Origin of the sequence: Kitasatospora sp. NPDC059795, assembly GCF_042732175.1 — a bacterium.
Classification (GTDB): Bacteria; Actinomycetota; Actinomycetes; order Streptomycetales; family Streptomycetaceae; genus Kitasatospora.
This window is the reverse complement of the sequence record NZ_JBHWID010000002.1, coordinates 561,242-575,731: the sequence shown is the minus strand read 5'-3', so window position 1 is coordinate 575,731 and position 14,490 is coordinate 561,242. Positions and strand designations below refer to the sequence as shown.

12 protein-coding genes and 1 tRNA gene are annotated in these 14,490 nt (G+C 72.0%); 2 read left to right on the top strand and 11 right to left on the bottom strand.

The window, feature by feature from the left end; all coding sequences use genetic code 11:
- Positions 1–20 precede the first annotated feature (20 nt).
- From prfA to ACFV4P_RS06485, 10 genes are all read right to left on the bottom strand, one after another.
- The gene (gene prfA / locus ACFV4P_RS06530) at positions 21–1,097 is read right to left on the bottom strand and encodes a peptide chain release factor 1 (RefSeq protein WP_380467954.1); all 1,077 of its coding nucleotides are present in this window, start codon (positions 1,095–1,097) and stop codon (positions 21–23) included.
- A gap of 120 nt (positions 1,098–1,217) precedes the next feature.
- Positions 1,218–1,442 (bottom strand): 50S ribosomal protein L31, encoded by a 225-nt coding sequence (gene rpmE / locus ACFV4P_RS06525; RefSeq protein ID WP_073814250.1) that lies wholly within the window; start codon positions 1,440–1,442, stop codon positions 1,218–1,220.
- Positions 1,443–1,567: 125 nt separating this feature from the next.
- Entirely contained in the window at positions 1,568–2,680 is a 1,113-nt protein-coding gene (locus ACFV4P_RS06520; RefSeq protein WP_380467952.1) for an LCP family protein, read from the bottom strand.
- 145 nt (positions 2,681–2,825) lie between these two features.
- Complete coding sequence (gene rho, locus ACFV4P_RS06515) at positions 2,826–4,961, bottom strand: transcription termination factor Rho (RefSeq protein WP_380467950.1); 2,136 nt, start codon at positions 4,959–4,961, stop codon at positions 2,826–2,828.
- 511 nt (positions 4,962–5,472) lie between these two features.
- The gene (thrB, locus tag ACFV4P_RS06510) at positions 5,473–6,390 is read right to left on the bottom strand and encodes a homoserine kinase (RefSeq protein ID WP_380467948.1); all 918 of its coding nucleotides are present in this window, start codon (positions 6,388–6,390) and stop codon (positions 5,473–5,475) included.
- 296 nt (positions 6,391–6,686) lie between these two features.
- Complete coding sequence (thrC, locus tag ACFV4P_RS06505) at positions 6,687–7,784, bottom strand: threonine synthase (protein WP_073814258.1); 1,098 nt, start codon at positions 7,782–7,784, stop codon at positions 6,687–6,689.
- Positions 7,785–7,792: 8 nt separating this feature from the next.
- A complete protein-coding gene (locus ACFV4P_RS06500; protein WP_380467946.1) occupies positions 7,793–9,085 on the bottom strand; it encodes a homoserine dehydrogenase in 1,293 nt (430 codons plus the stop codon).
- 131 nt (positions 9,086–9,216) lie between these two features.
- Positions 9,217–10,608, bottom strand: a complete 1,392-nt coding sequence (lysA, locus tag ACFV4P_RS06495) for a diaminopimelate decarboxylase (RefSeq protein ID WP_380467944.1) — start codon at positions 10,606–10,608, stop codon at positions 9,217–9,219.
- Between the two features lie 96 nt (positions 10,609–10,704).
- Positions 10,705–12,363, bottom strand: a complete 1,659-nt coding sequence (gene argS / locus ACFV4P_RS06490; RefSeq protein WP_380467942.1) for an arginine--tRNA ligase — start codon at positions 12,361–12,363, stop codon at positions 10,705–10,707.
- Positions 12,364–12,480: 117 nt separating this feature from the next.
- Positions 12,481–12,987 carry a response regulator gene (locus tag ACFV4P_RS06485; protein WP_380467940.1) on the bottom strand — a complete coding sequence of 169 codons (507 nt, stop codon included), beginning with the start codon at positions 12,985–12,987 and terminating at the stop codon, positions 12,481–12,483.
- A gap of 166 nt (positions 12,988–13,153) precedes the next feature.
- Between ACFV4P_RS06485 and ACFV4P_RS06480 the strand changes: the two genes are divergently transcribed.
- Together ACFV4P_RS06480 and ACFV4P_RS06475 are read left to right on the top strand one after the other, a co-directional pair.
- A tRNA-Arg gene (locus ACFV4P_RS06480) sits at positions 13,154–13,225 on the top strand.
- Positions 13,226–13,343: 118 nt separating this feature from the next.
- Entirely contained in the window at positions 13,344–13,682 is a 339-nt protein-coding gene (locus tag ACFV4P_RS06475; protein ID WP_380467938.1) for a hypothetical protein, read from the top strand.
- Positions 13,683–13,715: 33 nt separating this feature from the next.
- Here the strand turns inward: ACFV4P_RS06475 and ACFV4P_RS06470 are convergent, their stop codons facing one another.
- Complete coding sequence (locus ACFV4P_RS06470; RefSeq protein ID WP_380467936.1) at positions 13,716–14,468, bottom strand: hypothetical protein; 753 nt, start codon at positions 14,466–14,468, stop codon at positions 13,716–13,718.
- Between the last annotated feature and the right edge of the window lie 22 nt (positions 14,469–14,490).

Here is a 14,490-nt window from a genome sequence, read left to right as displayed (position 1 = left end):
CACGGGCCCCTTAGCTAGGCTCAGTTCTCCTGGGCGGCGGCCAGCTTGGCCGCGGCGTCGGCGTCCACACAGGACTGGATCACCGCGTTCAGGTCGCCGTCCAGCACCTGGTCCAGGTTGTAGGACTTGAAGCCGGTGCGGTGGTCGGAGATGCGGTTCTCCGGGAAGTTGTACGTCCGGATCCGTTCGGAGCGGTCCATCGTGCGGACCTGGCTGCGGCGGGCGTCGGACGCCTCCCGCTCGGCCTCCTCCTGCGCGGCGGCCAGCAGCCGCGAACGCAGGATGCGCAGTGCCTGCTCCCGGTTCTGGAGCTGGCTCTTCTCGTTCTGGCAGGACGCCACGATACCGGTCGGCAGGTGGGTGATCCGGACCGCGGAGTCGGTGGTGTTGACCGACTGCCCACCCGGGCCGGAGGACCGGTAGACGTCGATCCGCAGGTCGTTGGCGTGGATCTCCACCTCGACCTCCTCGGCCTCCGGGGTGACCAGCACGCCCGCGGCGGAGGTGTGGATGCGGCCCTGCGACTCGGTCGCCGGCACCCGCTGCACGCGGTGCACGCCGCCCTCGTACTTCAGCTGCGCCCAGACGCCGTGGCCGGGTTCCGCGTTGCCCTTGGTCTTCACGGCCACCGAGACGTCCTTGTAGCCGCCGAGGTCGGACTCGTTGGCGTCGATGATCTCGGTCTTCCAGCCGACCCGCTCCGCGTACCGCAGGTACATCCGGAGCAGGTCGCCGGCGAACAGCGCCGACTCCTCGCCGCCCTCGCCCGCCTTGACCTCCAGGATGACGTCCTTGTCGTCATTGGGGTCGCGCGGCACCAGCAGCAGCCGCAGCTCCTCGGTGAGCTCGCCCTGCCGGGCCTCGGACGCCTTCGCCTCGGCGATGAAGTCCGGGTCCTCGACCGCGAGTTCACGGGCGGCGACGATGTCCTCGCCGGCCTGCTTCCAGGCCAGGTAGGTGCGGGTGATCGGGGTCAGCTCGGCGTACCGCTTGGCCAGCTTGCGCGCGTTCGCCTGGTCCGCGTGCACGGACGGATCGGCCAGCCTCTTTTCGAGGTCGGCGTGCTCGACGAGGAGCTCTTCGACTGCCTCGAACATCGGGTGGTCCTACTTCCGTGAGTGCCGAACGGGGGTGATGGCGGGAGAGACGCGAACGGCGCCGGCCCGGACGCCCCCGTGGAGTACACGAGAACGCCCGAGACCGGCGCCGTGGAAGCGCTAGGCCTTGTTGCCGGAGAGCTTCTTGCCGAAGCGGGCCTCGAAGCGGGCCACGCGGCCACCGGTGTCCAGAATCTTCTGCTTGCCGGTGTAGAACGGGTGGCAGCTCGAGCAGACCTCGGCGCGGATCTCACCGCTGGTCTCGGTCGAGCGAGTGGTGAACTCGTTGCCGCAGGTGCAGGTCACCTTGGTGACCACGTACTCCGGGTGAACGTTGGACTTCAACGGATTCTCCTAGCTGATCGGGAGGGCACCGGGTCGGCGAACATGGACATCCGCACGTGAACCGGGACCGACGGACCAGTGTGCCAGCACTGCCCGCTTCTTCCCAAACCGGGAGGCCGATCGTCCTATTCCGCGCCCCCTCGGAGGGCCGCCTCGCCGGGGTTGACCGAGGCCGTGGCGGACGGCGAGGCCTCCGCCGGGTTGCTGGGCTGCTGGGAGACCACCGAGGTCGGCACCGGCTGGTCGGCCCGCAGCGCGGCCCACAGCTGCTGGGCGTCCGGGCTCTTCGGCACCACCCGGTTCGGGTCGCTGGGGGCGTACCCGACCGGCAGGGTGACCATGGTGAGCTGGTCCGGGCCGATCTGCTTCAGGGTCTGCGCCAGGCCCACCAGGGAGCTCACCGAGGCCAGGTCGGAGTCGGTGGTGAGCGACTTGGTCAGCTTGTCGCCGAGGTTCCACATCGCCACCGGGTCGGTGGCCAGGCCGAGCGTCCTCACCCGGCCGAGCATGGCCCTGACCATCTCCTTCTGGAGCTCGATCCGCCCCAGGTCGCTGCCGTCGCCGACGCCGTGCCGGGTGCGGACGAACGCCAGCGCCTGCTGCCCGCCCAGGTGGTGGGTGCCGGCCGCCAGGTGCAGCCCGCTGTCCTGGTCGCTTATCGGCACCGTGGTGGTGACGTCCACCCCGCCGATCGCGTCGATCAGCGAGGCGAAGCCGGCGAAGTCCACCTCGACGAAGTGGTCCATCCGCATCCCGGTGAGCTGCTCGGTGGTCTTCACCGCGCAGGCCGGGCCGCCGACCTCGAAGGCGGAGTTGTACATCGCGCTGCGGGCCGCCGGGACGGCCTTGCCGTCGGCGCCGGTGCAGGCGGGCCGGGCGACCAGCGTGTCGCGCGGTATCGAGACCACCGAGGCCGCCGTGTGCGACTGGTTGACGTGCACCACCATCGCGGTGTCCGAGCGCGCGGTGTCCCCGGTGTCGCCGCCCGCCAGGTTGCCGTTGGCGCCCGCCCGCGAGTCGGAGCCGAGCACCAGCAGGTTGAACGAGCCGTCGGTGGACGCGGGCGGCCGGGCGCTGCCCAGCTGCCCGGAGATGTCGACGCTGTGCAGGTTCCCGTTGAGCTTCCAGTAGGCGAGCCCGCCGAGCCCCGCCGCCACCAGCACCACGCCGACCAGCGCGAACAGCGCGATCCGCAGCCCGCGGCGACGCGGGGTGCGGCCCTTCCGGTGTTCGCCCATATCGCCTCATTCCACCGTCAGTGCGACCTTTCGAGCATAAGTGACGCACCGGTAGGGCGAGCGGGTTCTGAACCGAGGATGAGAAAAGCCTGAGACCCCGCACCGCGCGGAGCGGTACGGGGTCCCAGGCCTGTGGCCCGACGGATCAGTCGCCGGAACCGGGGGTGTTCTTGGCGATCTGCATCAGGAACTCGGCGTTCGACTTGGTCTGCTTCATCTTGTCCAGCAGCAGCTCGATCGCCTGCTGCGAGTCGAGCGCGTGCAGCACGCGACGGAGCTTCCAGACGATCGCCAGCTCCTCGTGACCGAGCAGGATCTCCTCCTTGCGGGTGCCGGAGGCATCCACGTCGACGGAGGGGAAGATGCGCTTGTCGGAGAGCTTCCGGTCGAGCTTGAGCTCCATGTTGCCGGTGCCCTTGAACTCCTCGAAGATCACCTCGTCCATGCGCGAGCCGGTGTCGACCAGCGCGGTGGCGAGGATGGTCAGCGAGCCGCCGTTCTCGATGTTGCGCGCCGCGCCGAAGAACTTCTTCGGCGGGTACAGCGCGGTCGAGTCGACACCACCGGACAGGATGCGGCCGGAGGCGGGCGCGGCCAGGTTGTAGGCGCGGCCCAGGCGGGTGATGGAGTCCAGCAGGATCACCACGTCGTGGCCCAGCTCCACCAGGCGCTTGGCGCGCTCGATGGCGAGCTCGGCGACGGTGGTGTGGTCCTCGGCCGGGCGGTCGAAGGTCGAGGAGATGACCTCGCCCTTCACCGACCGCTGCATGTCGGTGACCTCTTCCGGACGCTCGTCGACCAGGACGACCATCAGGTGGCACTCGGGGTTGTTGTGGGTGATCGCGTTGGCGATCGCCTGCATGATCATGGTCTTGCCGGTCTTCGGCGGGGCCACGATCAGACCGCGCTGGCCCTTGCCGATCGGCGACACCAGGTCGATGATCCGGGTGGTCAGCACGCCCGGGTCGGTCTCCAGGCGCAGCCGCTCCTGCGGGTACAGCGGGGTCAGCTTGCCGAACTCGGGGCGGCCTCGGCCGCTGTCCGGGTCCATGCCGTTGACGGAGTCCAGGCGCACCAGCGCGTTGAACTTCTCGCGGCGCTCGCCGTCCTTCGGCTGCCGGACGGCGCCGGTGATGGCGTCGCCCTTGCGCAGGCCGTGCTTGCGGACCTGGGCCAGCGAGACGTAGACGTCGTTCTGGCCGGGCAGGTAGCCGGAGGTCCGGACGAAGGCGTAGTTGTCGAGGATGTCCAGGATGCCCGCGACCGGGATCAGGACGTCGTCGTCGCTCAGCGGGACCTCGGGGCCGGCCGCGGCCTCGAAGCCGTCACGGCGACGGCCCCGGCGGTCGCGGTAGCGGCCACGACGGCCGCGGCGGCCGTCGCCGAACTCGTCGTCGTCGTAGCCGCCCTGTTGCTGGGCGCCGCCGGCCTGCTGTTGCTGGCCGCCGCCCTGCTGCTGACCCTGCTGCTGGCCCTGCTGGCGGGACTGGCCGCCGTCCTGCTGCTGGCCGCCGCCCTGCTGCCGGTCGGCGCGGTCGCGCTCGCGGCGGTTGCGGCGGTCCCGGCGGGACTCGCGGATCTCGTCACCCTCGGCCGAGGCGGCCTCGGTGCGCTCGGTGCGCTCGGTGCGCTCCGTACGCTCGCCGCCCTCGCGGCGGTCGCGGCGGTCCCGGCGCTCGCGGCGCTCGGAACGGCCGTCGGCCTCGCCGGCCTGGCGCTGGCCCTCGGCCTTGGCCTCGGCGGCCGGCTGGGCCTGCTCGGTGGCGGCGGCTGCGGCTGCGGCAGCGGCCTCGGCGGTCGGCGCACCGGCGGCGGCGGTGGCACGGCGGCGCGGACGCTCGGTCCGGGCGGCGGCGGCCGCGGTGTCGGCGGCGGCCTGCACCGGGATCTCGATCTGCGCCTGCGGCTGCGGCTCGGTGGCGGCGGCGGTGCGGGCGCGGCGGGCCGGCTTCTCCTTCTCCTCGGCGGCCGGGGCGGCCTCGGCGGGAGCAGCCGACTTGGCGGCCTTCTTGGCGGCCGGAGCGGCGGGGGCGGAGCCGCCCGCGAGCAGCGGGTCTCCGCCGCTCTTCTCCTTGATGGCCTCGATCAGCTGGCTCTTGCGCATCCGTCCGGTACCGCTGATCCCGAGGGTCGAGGCGAGCTTCTGGAGCTCGGTCAGGACCAGGCCGTCCAGGCCGGCGGCAGCGGTACGACGGCGTCGCGCCGGAGCCGCCGGGGCGGCGGCTGCGTCCGACGCCTCGGCGTCCGGGCGCGCGCCCATCAGATCGGTGGTGTCGCTCACTAAGGGTCCTTCCCTGGAGCGGACGTCGGCCTGTCTGGCACGGCGACCGGTTGTGCTGTCCTGGCCAGCATCTCTGTGCGCTGGTCAGGGGCTGGATTCCCGCGGAAGGCTGGTCCTTCCGGGGAGCTGCGAAGTGCGGTGCACTGTGGTGCGAAGTGGCGCGGACGGCCGGTACTGGTGCCGACCTCGCTGCGCCTGTTTGATGCCCGGCCCCCGTCGCGCGGCGGCAGTTCGGGCCCCGCCCGACCAGGCCTCAGTGCAGAGGCTGCGGGTGGGAGTCTGGTGCCGTCACGGCCTCCGGATGGGCCGCAGTCGCGCAGGCAGGCTGCGTACGCGGTGTGGCGGGCTCCCGGAGAATCGTGATCCCGAGCTTCCGGCCCCCGTGCAGACGGGGGAACGGGATCGGGATGCGTCGCACCGGGCCCCGGAGGGCATCTGGTGCAGCAATGAGGTTAACACTACCTACCCCCTGACACATTCCCCAGCCCTTTGTTTGTCAATCGTGTCCGTCTCACATGTCGAGCGGCAGCACGGTCGCGCCGGTGCGGTCGAGTTCGAGCCGGTGCGCCGCGAACTGCGGCCCCGCGAAGGAGAGGAGCTTCTCGGCGCCGGCCTCGTCGGTGAGCGCGAGGACCGTCGGTCCGGCGCCCGAGATGACGGCCGGCACGCCCTCGGCGCGCAGGGCGGCGACCAGGGCGGCGCTGTCGGGCATGGCGGAGGCCCGGTAGTCCTGGTGCAGGCGGTCCTCGGTGGCGGTGAGCAGCAGTTCGGGGCGGCGGGTGAGCGCCTCGACCAGCAGGGCGGCGCGGCCGGCGTTGACGGCGGCGTCGGCGAGCGGAACGGTCTTGGGGAGGAGACCGCGGGCCGTCTCGGTGAGCACCTCGGTGGAGGGCACGAACACGACCGGCACCACCCGGTCGGAGGGGTCGAGCGCGATGGTGCGGGCGGTGCCGTCCTCGGTCCAGGCGACGGTGAACTTGCCGCGCAGGCAGGCCGCGACGTTGTCGGGGTGGCCCTCCAGCTCGGAGGCGAGGGCGAGCAGCGCGTCGTCGTCGAGGGCGGAGGCGCCGCCGATGGTGACGGCGCGGGCGGCGACGATGCCGGCGCAGATCGCGGCGGACGAGGAGCCCAGGCCGCGGCCGTGCGGTATGCGGTTGGCGCAGACCACTTCGAGGCCGCGGGGCTGTCCGCCGAGCCGGTCGAAGGCCGCGCGCAGCGAGCGGACCAGCAGGTGGCGCTCGTCGCGGGGCAGGGTGTCGGCGCCCTCGCCGGCGATGTCCACGCTCAGACCGGATTCGGCGACCCGGACCACCACGTCGTCGTAGAGCCCGAGGGCGAGGCCGAATGCGTCGAAGCCGGGGCCGAGGTTGGCGCTGGTCGCGGGGACGCGGACCCGGACGGCGGCGGCGCGGAACGCGGGACCGGCCATGCGGTGGACACTCCTGAACGTGGGGGCGGCCCGGACGACGGGGCCTGCGGTGGTACGACGGCGGGGTGGTCGAAGGGAGCGCGCAGCGTGGCGCGGCCCGCCGGGGTCCAGCGTATCGAAGAGAGGTTCCAGAGCGGTACACCCTGCCCGACTCCGATCTGCCGTGTTGCCCACAGCAGCGGAAAAGCGCCGGTCCGATGACCTGAAAGCGGCGGGAAAGGGTGGCTCGGTGGCCCGAATGCGACGGCGAGCGGCCGACCCGGATCGGGTCTGCCGCTCGCCGTCGTGACGCGGGATCAGTCCAGCAGGCCGAGGCGGCGGGCGGCCGTCTCCGGGTCGATCGGGACGATCTGCGGCTGCGGCGCGCCGGCCACCGCCCAGTCCGGGTCCTTGAGGCCGTTGCCGGTGACGGTGCAGACGATCCGCTGGCCGGGGTCGACCAGTCCGGCCTCGGCCTTGGCGAGCAGGCCGGCCACCGAGGAGGCGGACGCGGGCTCGACGAAGACGCCCTCCTGCGAGGCCAACAGGCGGTAGGCGGACAGGATCTGGCGGTCCGTCACCTTGTCGATGAGGCCGCCGGACTCGTCCCGCGCGGCGAGCGCGTAGTCCCAGGAGGCGGGGTTGCCGATCCGGATCGCGGTGGCGATGGTCTGCGGCTTGAGCACCGGGGCGCCGTCCACGATGGGGGCGGAGCCGGACGCCTGGAAGCCCCACATCCGGGGGGTCTTCGAGGAGAGGCCGTCCGCCGCGTACTCGCGGTAGCCCTTCCAGTAGGCGGTGATGTTGCCGGCGTTGCCGACCGGGAGGACGTGGATGTCGGGGGCGTCGCCGAGCATGTCGACGATCTCGAAGGCGGCGGTCTTCTGGCCCTCGATGCGCACCGGGTTGACCGAGTTGACCAGGGCGACCGGGTACTTCTCGGAGAGTTCGCGGGCGAGCGTGAGGCAGTCGTCGAAGTTGCCGTCGACCTGGAGGATCTTCGCGCCGTGCACCAGCGCCTGGCCCATCTTGCCGAGGGCGATCTTGCCCTGCGGGACGAGCACGGCGGACACCATGCCGGCGCGGACCGCGTAGGCGGCGGCGGAGGCGGAGGTGTTGCCGGTGGAGGCGCAGATGACGGCCTGGGCGCCGTCCTCCTTGGCCTTGGAGATGGCCATGGTCATCCCGCGGTCCTTGAAGGAGCCGGTCGGGTTGGCGCCTTCGACCTTGAGGTAGACCTCGCACCCGGTGCGCTCGGAGAGCACCTGGGCGGGGACGAGCGGCGTGCCGCCCTCCAGCAGGGTGATCACGGGGGTGGAGTCGGTGACCGGGAGGCGGTCGCGGTACTCCTCGATGAGGCCGCGCCACTGGTGGGTGTGGGTGCCTCGGGCAGCGTTTCCGGCAAGGGCGTTCATGGTTCCTGTTACTCCCCTTCGACCCGCATGATGCTGGCCACGTCGCGCACGCTGTCCAGTGCGCGGAGCTTGTCGACCGTCGCCGACAGCGCGGCGTCGGTGGCGCGGTGGGTGACCACGACGAGCGCGGCGTCGCCGTCGCGGCCCTGCTGGCGGACGGTGTCGATGGACACGCCGTGCTCGGCGAAGACCGAGGCCACCTGGGCGAGCACACCGGCCCGGTCGTCCACGTCGAGGCTGACGTGGTAGCGGGTGACGACCTCGTCCATCGCCTTGGCGGGCAGCTGGGCGTAGACCGAGTCGCCGGGGCCGGTGGTGCCGTTGACCTTGTTGCGGCAGACCGCGACCAGGTCGCCGAGGACCGCGGAGGCGGTGGGCGAGCCGCCCGCGCCGGGGCCGTAGAACATCAGCCGGCCGGCCGCCTCGGCCTCGACGAAGACGGCGTTGTAGGCCTCGCGGACGGAGGCCAGCGGGTGGCTGAGCGGGATCATCGCCGGGTGCACCCGGGCGGTGACCGAGGTGCCGTCGGCGGAGCGCTCGCAGATCGCCAGCAGCTTGACGACGCAGCCCATCTGCTTGGCGGAGGCGATGTCGGCGGCGGTGACCTCGGTGATGCCCTCGCGGTAGACGTCCGCGGCGGTCACCTTGGTGTGGAAGGCGATCCCGGCCAGGATGGCGGCCTTCGCGGCGGCGTCGAAGCCCTCCACGTCGGCGGTCGGGTCGGCCTCGGCGTAGCCCAGCGCGGTGGCCTCCTCCAGCGCCTCGGAGTACCCGGCGCCGGTGGAGTCCATCTTGTCGAGGATGAAGTTGGTGGTGCCGTTGACGATGCCCAGCACCCGGTTCACCTTGTCGCCGGCCAGCGACTCGCGCAGCGGGCGCAGCAGCGGGATGGCGCCGGCCACGGCGGCCTCGTAGTAGAGGTCGGCGCCGGCCGCGGCGGCCGCGGCGTGCAGTTCGGCGCCGTCCTTGGCGAGCAGCGCCTTGTTGGCGGAGACCACCGAGGCGCCGCCCCGGAAGGCTTTCAGGATCAGCGATTTGGACGGCTCGATGCCGCCGACGACCTCGATCACCACGTCGATGTCGTCGCGGCCGACGAGGGCCTCGGCGTCGGTGGTGAGCAGGTGCTCGGGCACCCCGGGGCGGGGGCGGCCGGCGCGCCGGACCGCGATGCCCGCGAGCTCCACCGGGGCGCCGATGCGCGCGGCGAGGTCGTCGGCCGTCGTCGTCATGATGCGCGCCACCTCGGAGCCCACCACACCACAGCCCAGCAACGCCACCTTCAGCGGGCGCGTACGCATCATCCGACTCCGCTCTGCATTTTCGGTCCCCGCCGGGGCGATTCGGTGTCCCCGGGGGCTTTCCTGTCCGTACCAGTCTCCGGGACTTTCCGCACGGATCTACGGCCGGTCCACGTTATGAGACGAAAATTTCGTCAGCCGATATCGAGGCGCAGGAGATCCTGTTCCGTCTCGCGGCGGACGATCACCCGGGCGGCGCCGTCGGCGACGGCCAGCACGGGGGGCTTGAGGGCGTGGTTGTAGTTGCTCGCCATCGACCGGCAGTAGGCGCCGGTGGCGGGCACCGCGATCAGGTCGCCGGCGGCCAGGTCGGCCGGCAGGAAGGCGTCCCGGACCACGATGTCGCCGGACTCGCAGTGCTTGCCGACCACCCGGACCAGCATCGGCTCGGCCTCGCTGGTGCGGGAGACCAGCGCCACCGAGTACTCGGCGTCGTACAGCGCGGTGCGGATGTTGTCGGACATGCCGCCGTCCACGCTGACGTAGGTGCGCAGGCCCTCCAGCGGCTTGACGGTGCCGACCTCGTACAGCGTGAACGCGGTCGGGCCGACGATCGCCCGGCCGGGCTCCACCGAGATCCGAGGGGGCGTCAACTGCGCTGCGGTGCACTCGCGTCGGACGATCTCGCCGAGCGAGACGGCGATCTCGGCGGGCTCGCGCGGGTCGTCGTCGGGGGTGTAGGCGATGCCGAGTCCGCCGCCGAGGTCGATCTCCGGCAGCTCGACGCCGTGCTCGTCGCGGACCTCGGCGAGCAGGCCGACCACCCGGCGGGCGGCCACCTCGAAACCGGCGAAGTCGAAGATCTGCGAGCCGATGTGCGAGTGGATGCCGCGCAGCTCCAGGGAGGGCTTGGCCAGCACCCGGCGGACCGCCTCGGCGGCCAGGCCGCCGGAGAGCGACAGGCCGAACTTCTGGTCCTCGTGCGCGGTGGCGATGAACTCGTGGGTGTGCGCCTCGACGCCGACCGTGATCCGGATCAGCACCGGCTGCCGGACGCCCTGCGCTTCGGCGATCTCCGCCAGCCGGTCGATCTCCTGGAACGAGTCGACCACGATGTGCCCGACGCCGGCCTTCACGGCCTGCTCCAGCTCGTGCACCGACTTGTTGTTGCCGTGCAGCGCGATCCGCTCCCCCGGCATCCCGGCCGCCAGCGCCACCTGCAGCTCGCCCGAGGAGCACACGTCGACGTTGAGGCCCTCCTCGTGCAGCCAGCGCACCACGGCCTTGGACAGGAACGCCTTGCCGGCGTAGTACACGTCCGCGTGGTCGCCGAAGGCGTCCCGCCAGGCGCGGGCGCGGGCCCGGAAGTCGGCCTCGTCCAGCACGTACGCGGGGGTGCCGAACTCGGTGGCCAGGGTGCGGACGTCGATGCCGCCGACGGTGGCCACGCCCTCCGCGTTGCGGGTGACGGTGCGCGACCAGACCTTCGGGTCGAGGGCGTTCAGGTCGGCGGGCGGGGCCTGGTAGTGGCCCTCGGGCAGGACGTCGCCGTGCCGGGGGCCTGCGGGGTGTGCGGAGCGAGACATGTGCGGAACTTCCTCGACCTATGGCAAGGGGCGGCGACCGGTCTCCGTCGACCGGTCCGCCGCCCCCGCTCTGCTGCGCTTGGGGGTTGTGGTGCTCTACATCCGCTCGGGGGCGGATACGCCGAGCAGACCGAGGCCGTTGGCGAGCGTCGTTCGCGTGGCGTCGGCGAGCCAGAGGCGGGCGTGCGTGAGGTCGGTGACCTCGTCGTCGCCCTTCTTCGGCAGGATGTGGCAGTTGTCGTAGAACCGGTGGAAGGCCCGGGACAGCTCTTCCAGGTACGTGGCGACGTGGTGCGGCTCGCGCAGTTCGCCGGCCTTGGCCAGCACGCGCGGGAACTCGCCGAGCTGGCCGAGCAGGTCGTTCTCCCACTCGGAGTCCAGCAGTTCCGGTTTGAAGTCCGCGCTGCGCGTGATGCCCTTCTCCACGGCGTTGCGCGCCACGGAGCACATCCGGGCGTGCGCGTACTGCACGTAGAAGACCGGGTTGTCCTTGGTCTGGCTGGTGACCACGTCGATGTCGATGGTGATGGTGGAGTCGGTGGACTGCCGGACCAGCATGTAGCGGGCGGCGTCCACGCCGATCCAGTCGATCACGTCGTCGATCGTGATGATGTTGCCGGCGCGCTTGGAGAGGCGGACCTCCTTGCCGTCGCGCAGCATCTTCACGAACTGGCCGATCATCACCTCGATGTTGCGGTCCATGTCGTCGCCGGCGCAGGCCGCGATGGCCTTGAGGCGGTTGACGTAGCCGTGGTGGTCGGCGCCGAGCATGTAGACCGAGACCTCCGCGCCGCGGTCCCGCTTGCTCAGGTAGTAGGCGGCGTCGGCGGCGAAGTAGGTGGTCTCGCCGTCGGCCTTGATCAGGACGCGGTCCTTGTCGTCGCCGAAGTCGGTGGTGCGCAGCCAGATCGCGCCGTCCCGGTCGAAGACGTGGCCCTGCTCGCGCAGCCGCTCGATGGCCTGGCCGACGGCGCCGGACTCGTGCAGCGTCTGCTCGGAGAACCAGGTGTCGAAGTGCACGCCGAACTCGACCATCGACCGCTGGATCTCGGCGACCATCAGCTTCAGGCCCTCGGTGCGGAAGGCCGACAGCTGCTCGTCCTCCGGCAGCTCCAGGATGCCGGGCACGCCCTCGGTGACGGCCTTGGCGATGTCGACGATGTACTCGCCGACGTAGCCGTCCTCCGGCACCGGCTGCCCGTTGGCGGCGGCCTTCAGCGACTTGGCGAACTTGGTGATCTGCACGCCGGCGTCGTTGAGGTAGTACTCGGTGGACACCTCGGCGCCGGTCGCCTTGAGGACGCGGGCCAGCGAGTCGCCGACGGCGGCCCAGCGGACGCCGCCGATGTGGATCGGGCCGGTCGGGTTCGCCGAGACGAACTCCAGGTTGATCGCCAGGCCCTTGAGCGCCTCGTTGCGGCCGTACGCCTCGCCCGCCTCGACGATGGTGCGCGCCAGCTCGCCCTGGGTGGCGGCGTCCAGCGTGATGTTCAGGAAGCCCGGACCGGCGATGTCGACCTTGGCGACGCCGGTGATCTCTCGCAGGCGGGCGGAGAGGATCTCCGCGACGGCTCGCGGCGGCTTGCCGGCCGCCTTCGCGAGCTGGAGGGCCACGTTGGTGGCGTAGTCGCCGTGGTCCCTGTTCTTGGGCCGCTCGACCGTCACGTGCGCGGGCACGTCGACGGTCAGCTCGCCGGCCTGGATGGCGGCGCTGACGGCGGCCTGGACTGCCTGGGAGAGTTCTGCGGGTGTCACGGCCCCCAGCCTAGGCGAGAGGGGGTGGTCGACCGCCACTCGGTTTGCCCAACGGGGCGCGCGTCGCGGCGCCGGGTGTGCTTCGTCTCGTCGGAGAGCGGCGCAGACCGGCACATCTCATGGGCGTGACTCGTCCGGCGGAACAAGTTCCTGCACGTGTTCGCCGAGGGCGAAATTCCGTTCGGTGCGATCGAGGCCGGCGCCGCCGAAGTCGTACGCGAAACGCCGGGCGCCCGGCGCGGCCGGCCGGTCCATCGCCCGCAGCCGGTGCACCAGTTCGACCAGGTCCGCCGGGTCGAACGGCTTCGCCAGGTAGCCGTCCACGCCCACCGACTCGCCGCGTTCCAGGTCGGCGGGGGTGCAGGCGCTCACTATCGCTATCGGCAGGTGCGCGGTCTCCCACGCGGCGCGCAGCCGGGCCGCCGTGCGCAGGCCGTCCAGCCGGGGCATCATCACGTCCAGGGTCACCACGTCCGGCGCGACGCCCCGGACCACCTCCAGGCACTCGGCACCGTCGGCGGCGGTCACCACCTCGAAGCCCTCCAGCTCCAGGTTGACCTTGATCAGCCGGCGGATCACCTCGCTGTCGTCCACCACGAGGACCCGCCCCGACGTCGCCGCCACCTCACCGAGGGTAGCCGCGCCCCAGCCCGCCCGTCCGGGCTTTCCGCTACTTCCCGGTTGCCCCTGACGGCCCGTCCGGCCCGGTCCCCCGGAAACCCGTGCACGGAGCACGGAGTTTCCCTGGTAGTGTTTTCCCCGCAAGGCCGGGTGATCACAGATCGCTCAGGCCCCCGTAGCTCAGGGGATAGAGCACCGCCCTCCGGAGGCGGGTGCGTAGGTTCGAATCCTACCGGGGGCACTTCGCAGCAAGTGCGTGAACGAGGCTCAGGTCCAAGGGACTTGGGCCTTTTTCGTTGTCCTTCGCACTCCCCCGACCGGTACGCTCCCCCGACATGTGAACGAGGGGGGCACCACCCATGACCAGAACCGTTCCGAACCTGCCCGACGAGCGGCTGTGCTGGCTGGCCGTCCGGGACCAGGTGAACCGGAAGGCCCGTCGGCGCGGCGGGCTCGGCCGGCTGACCGCGCTGTTCCGCACCCGGGACAGCTGGGAAGGCAACGAACGGGCAGAGGATGCCGCGGACCTGCGGCGCGAGACAGCCTCGGGGAAGCTGCACAAGTACGCCTTCGCCGTGGACATCGTGGCCGAGACACTCACCCCCGCGGAACGCGCGCACCTGCGGGCCACCGGCGAGGTTCCGCCGCACTTCCTGGCCGAGGTCGAACGCCGGGTGGCCGAGCGCAAGAAGCGCTGAGGCGTAGCGCTGAAGCGTAGCGCCGAGGGGGCGTCAACTCGGCTTCTGCTTGCGGTGGTCGCCGCGCAGGACGAGGGCCGGGGTGGCGGGGTCGTAGGCGCCGCAGCCGGTGGTGGACCACGGGGACCACTGGCGGGGGACGGCGAAGTAGGGGACCAGGACGGGCCCCTTGCGGCCGGGAGCGGCCTTGGCGGGGAGCAGCGCGGGCAGCACGTCGGGGGTCTGGCCGGCCAGGATCGCGGCGCGGCAGGAGTGGCAGGCGGGGCGCCGCTCCGCGGCGGCCTCCCGGGCGCCGGTGCGGGCCCGTTGGCGGGTCTTGCGGTTCTTGGGCGCTTCGTCGGCGGTCTCGGCGGGGCCGTGCAGCGGGTTGTAGTAGCAGCGGACGGCGAGCGGGCCGGGCCGCTGTCCGGCGTGCAGCAGGTGGGCGGCGGCGAGGCGTTCGACGGCCTGTTCGGCGAGGACGACGGCGGCGGCGAGGTCGGGCAGGTCGGTGTCCCGGTGGTCGGCGTGGTCGAGCAGTCGGCCGGCGGCCTCGTACGCCTCCAGTGCCCACTGGTAGGCCCGGCGGGCGGCGGACTCCTCGGTGGGGAGCCGGAGTTCGGCGGCCTGGAAGACCGTGCCGGCGGCGGTGACGCGTTCGGTGGCGAGCTCGCGCAGCCGGTCGCGGAGGGCTTCCCACTCGCCCAGCACCAGGGCGTTGTGCTCGCGGATCTCCCGGCGGCTCGGGTGGTGTTCGGATGCCGGGGCGGGCCCCGCGGACTTCAGGAACCACCAGCGGCGGAACACCGCGCCTCCCCCTCGTGTGCGT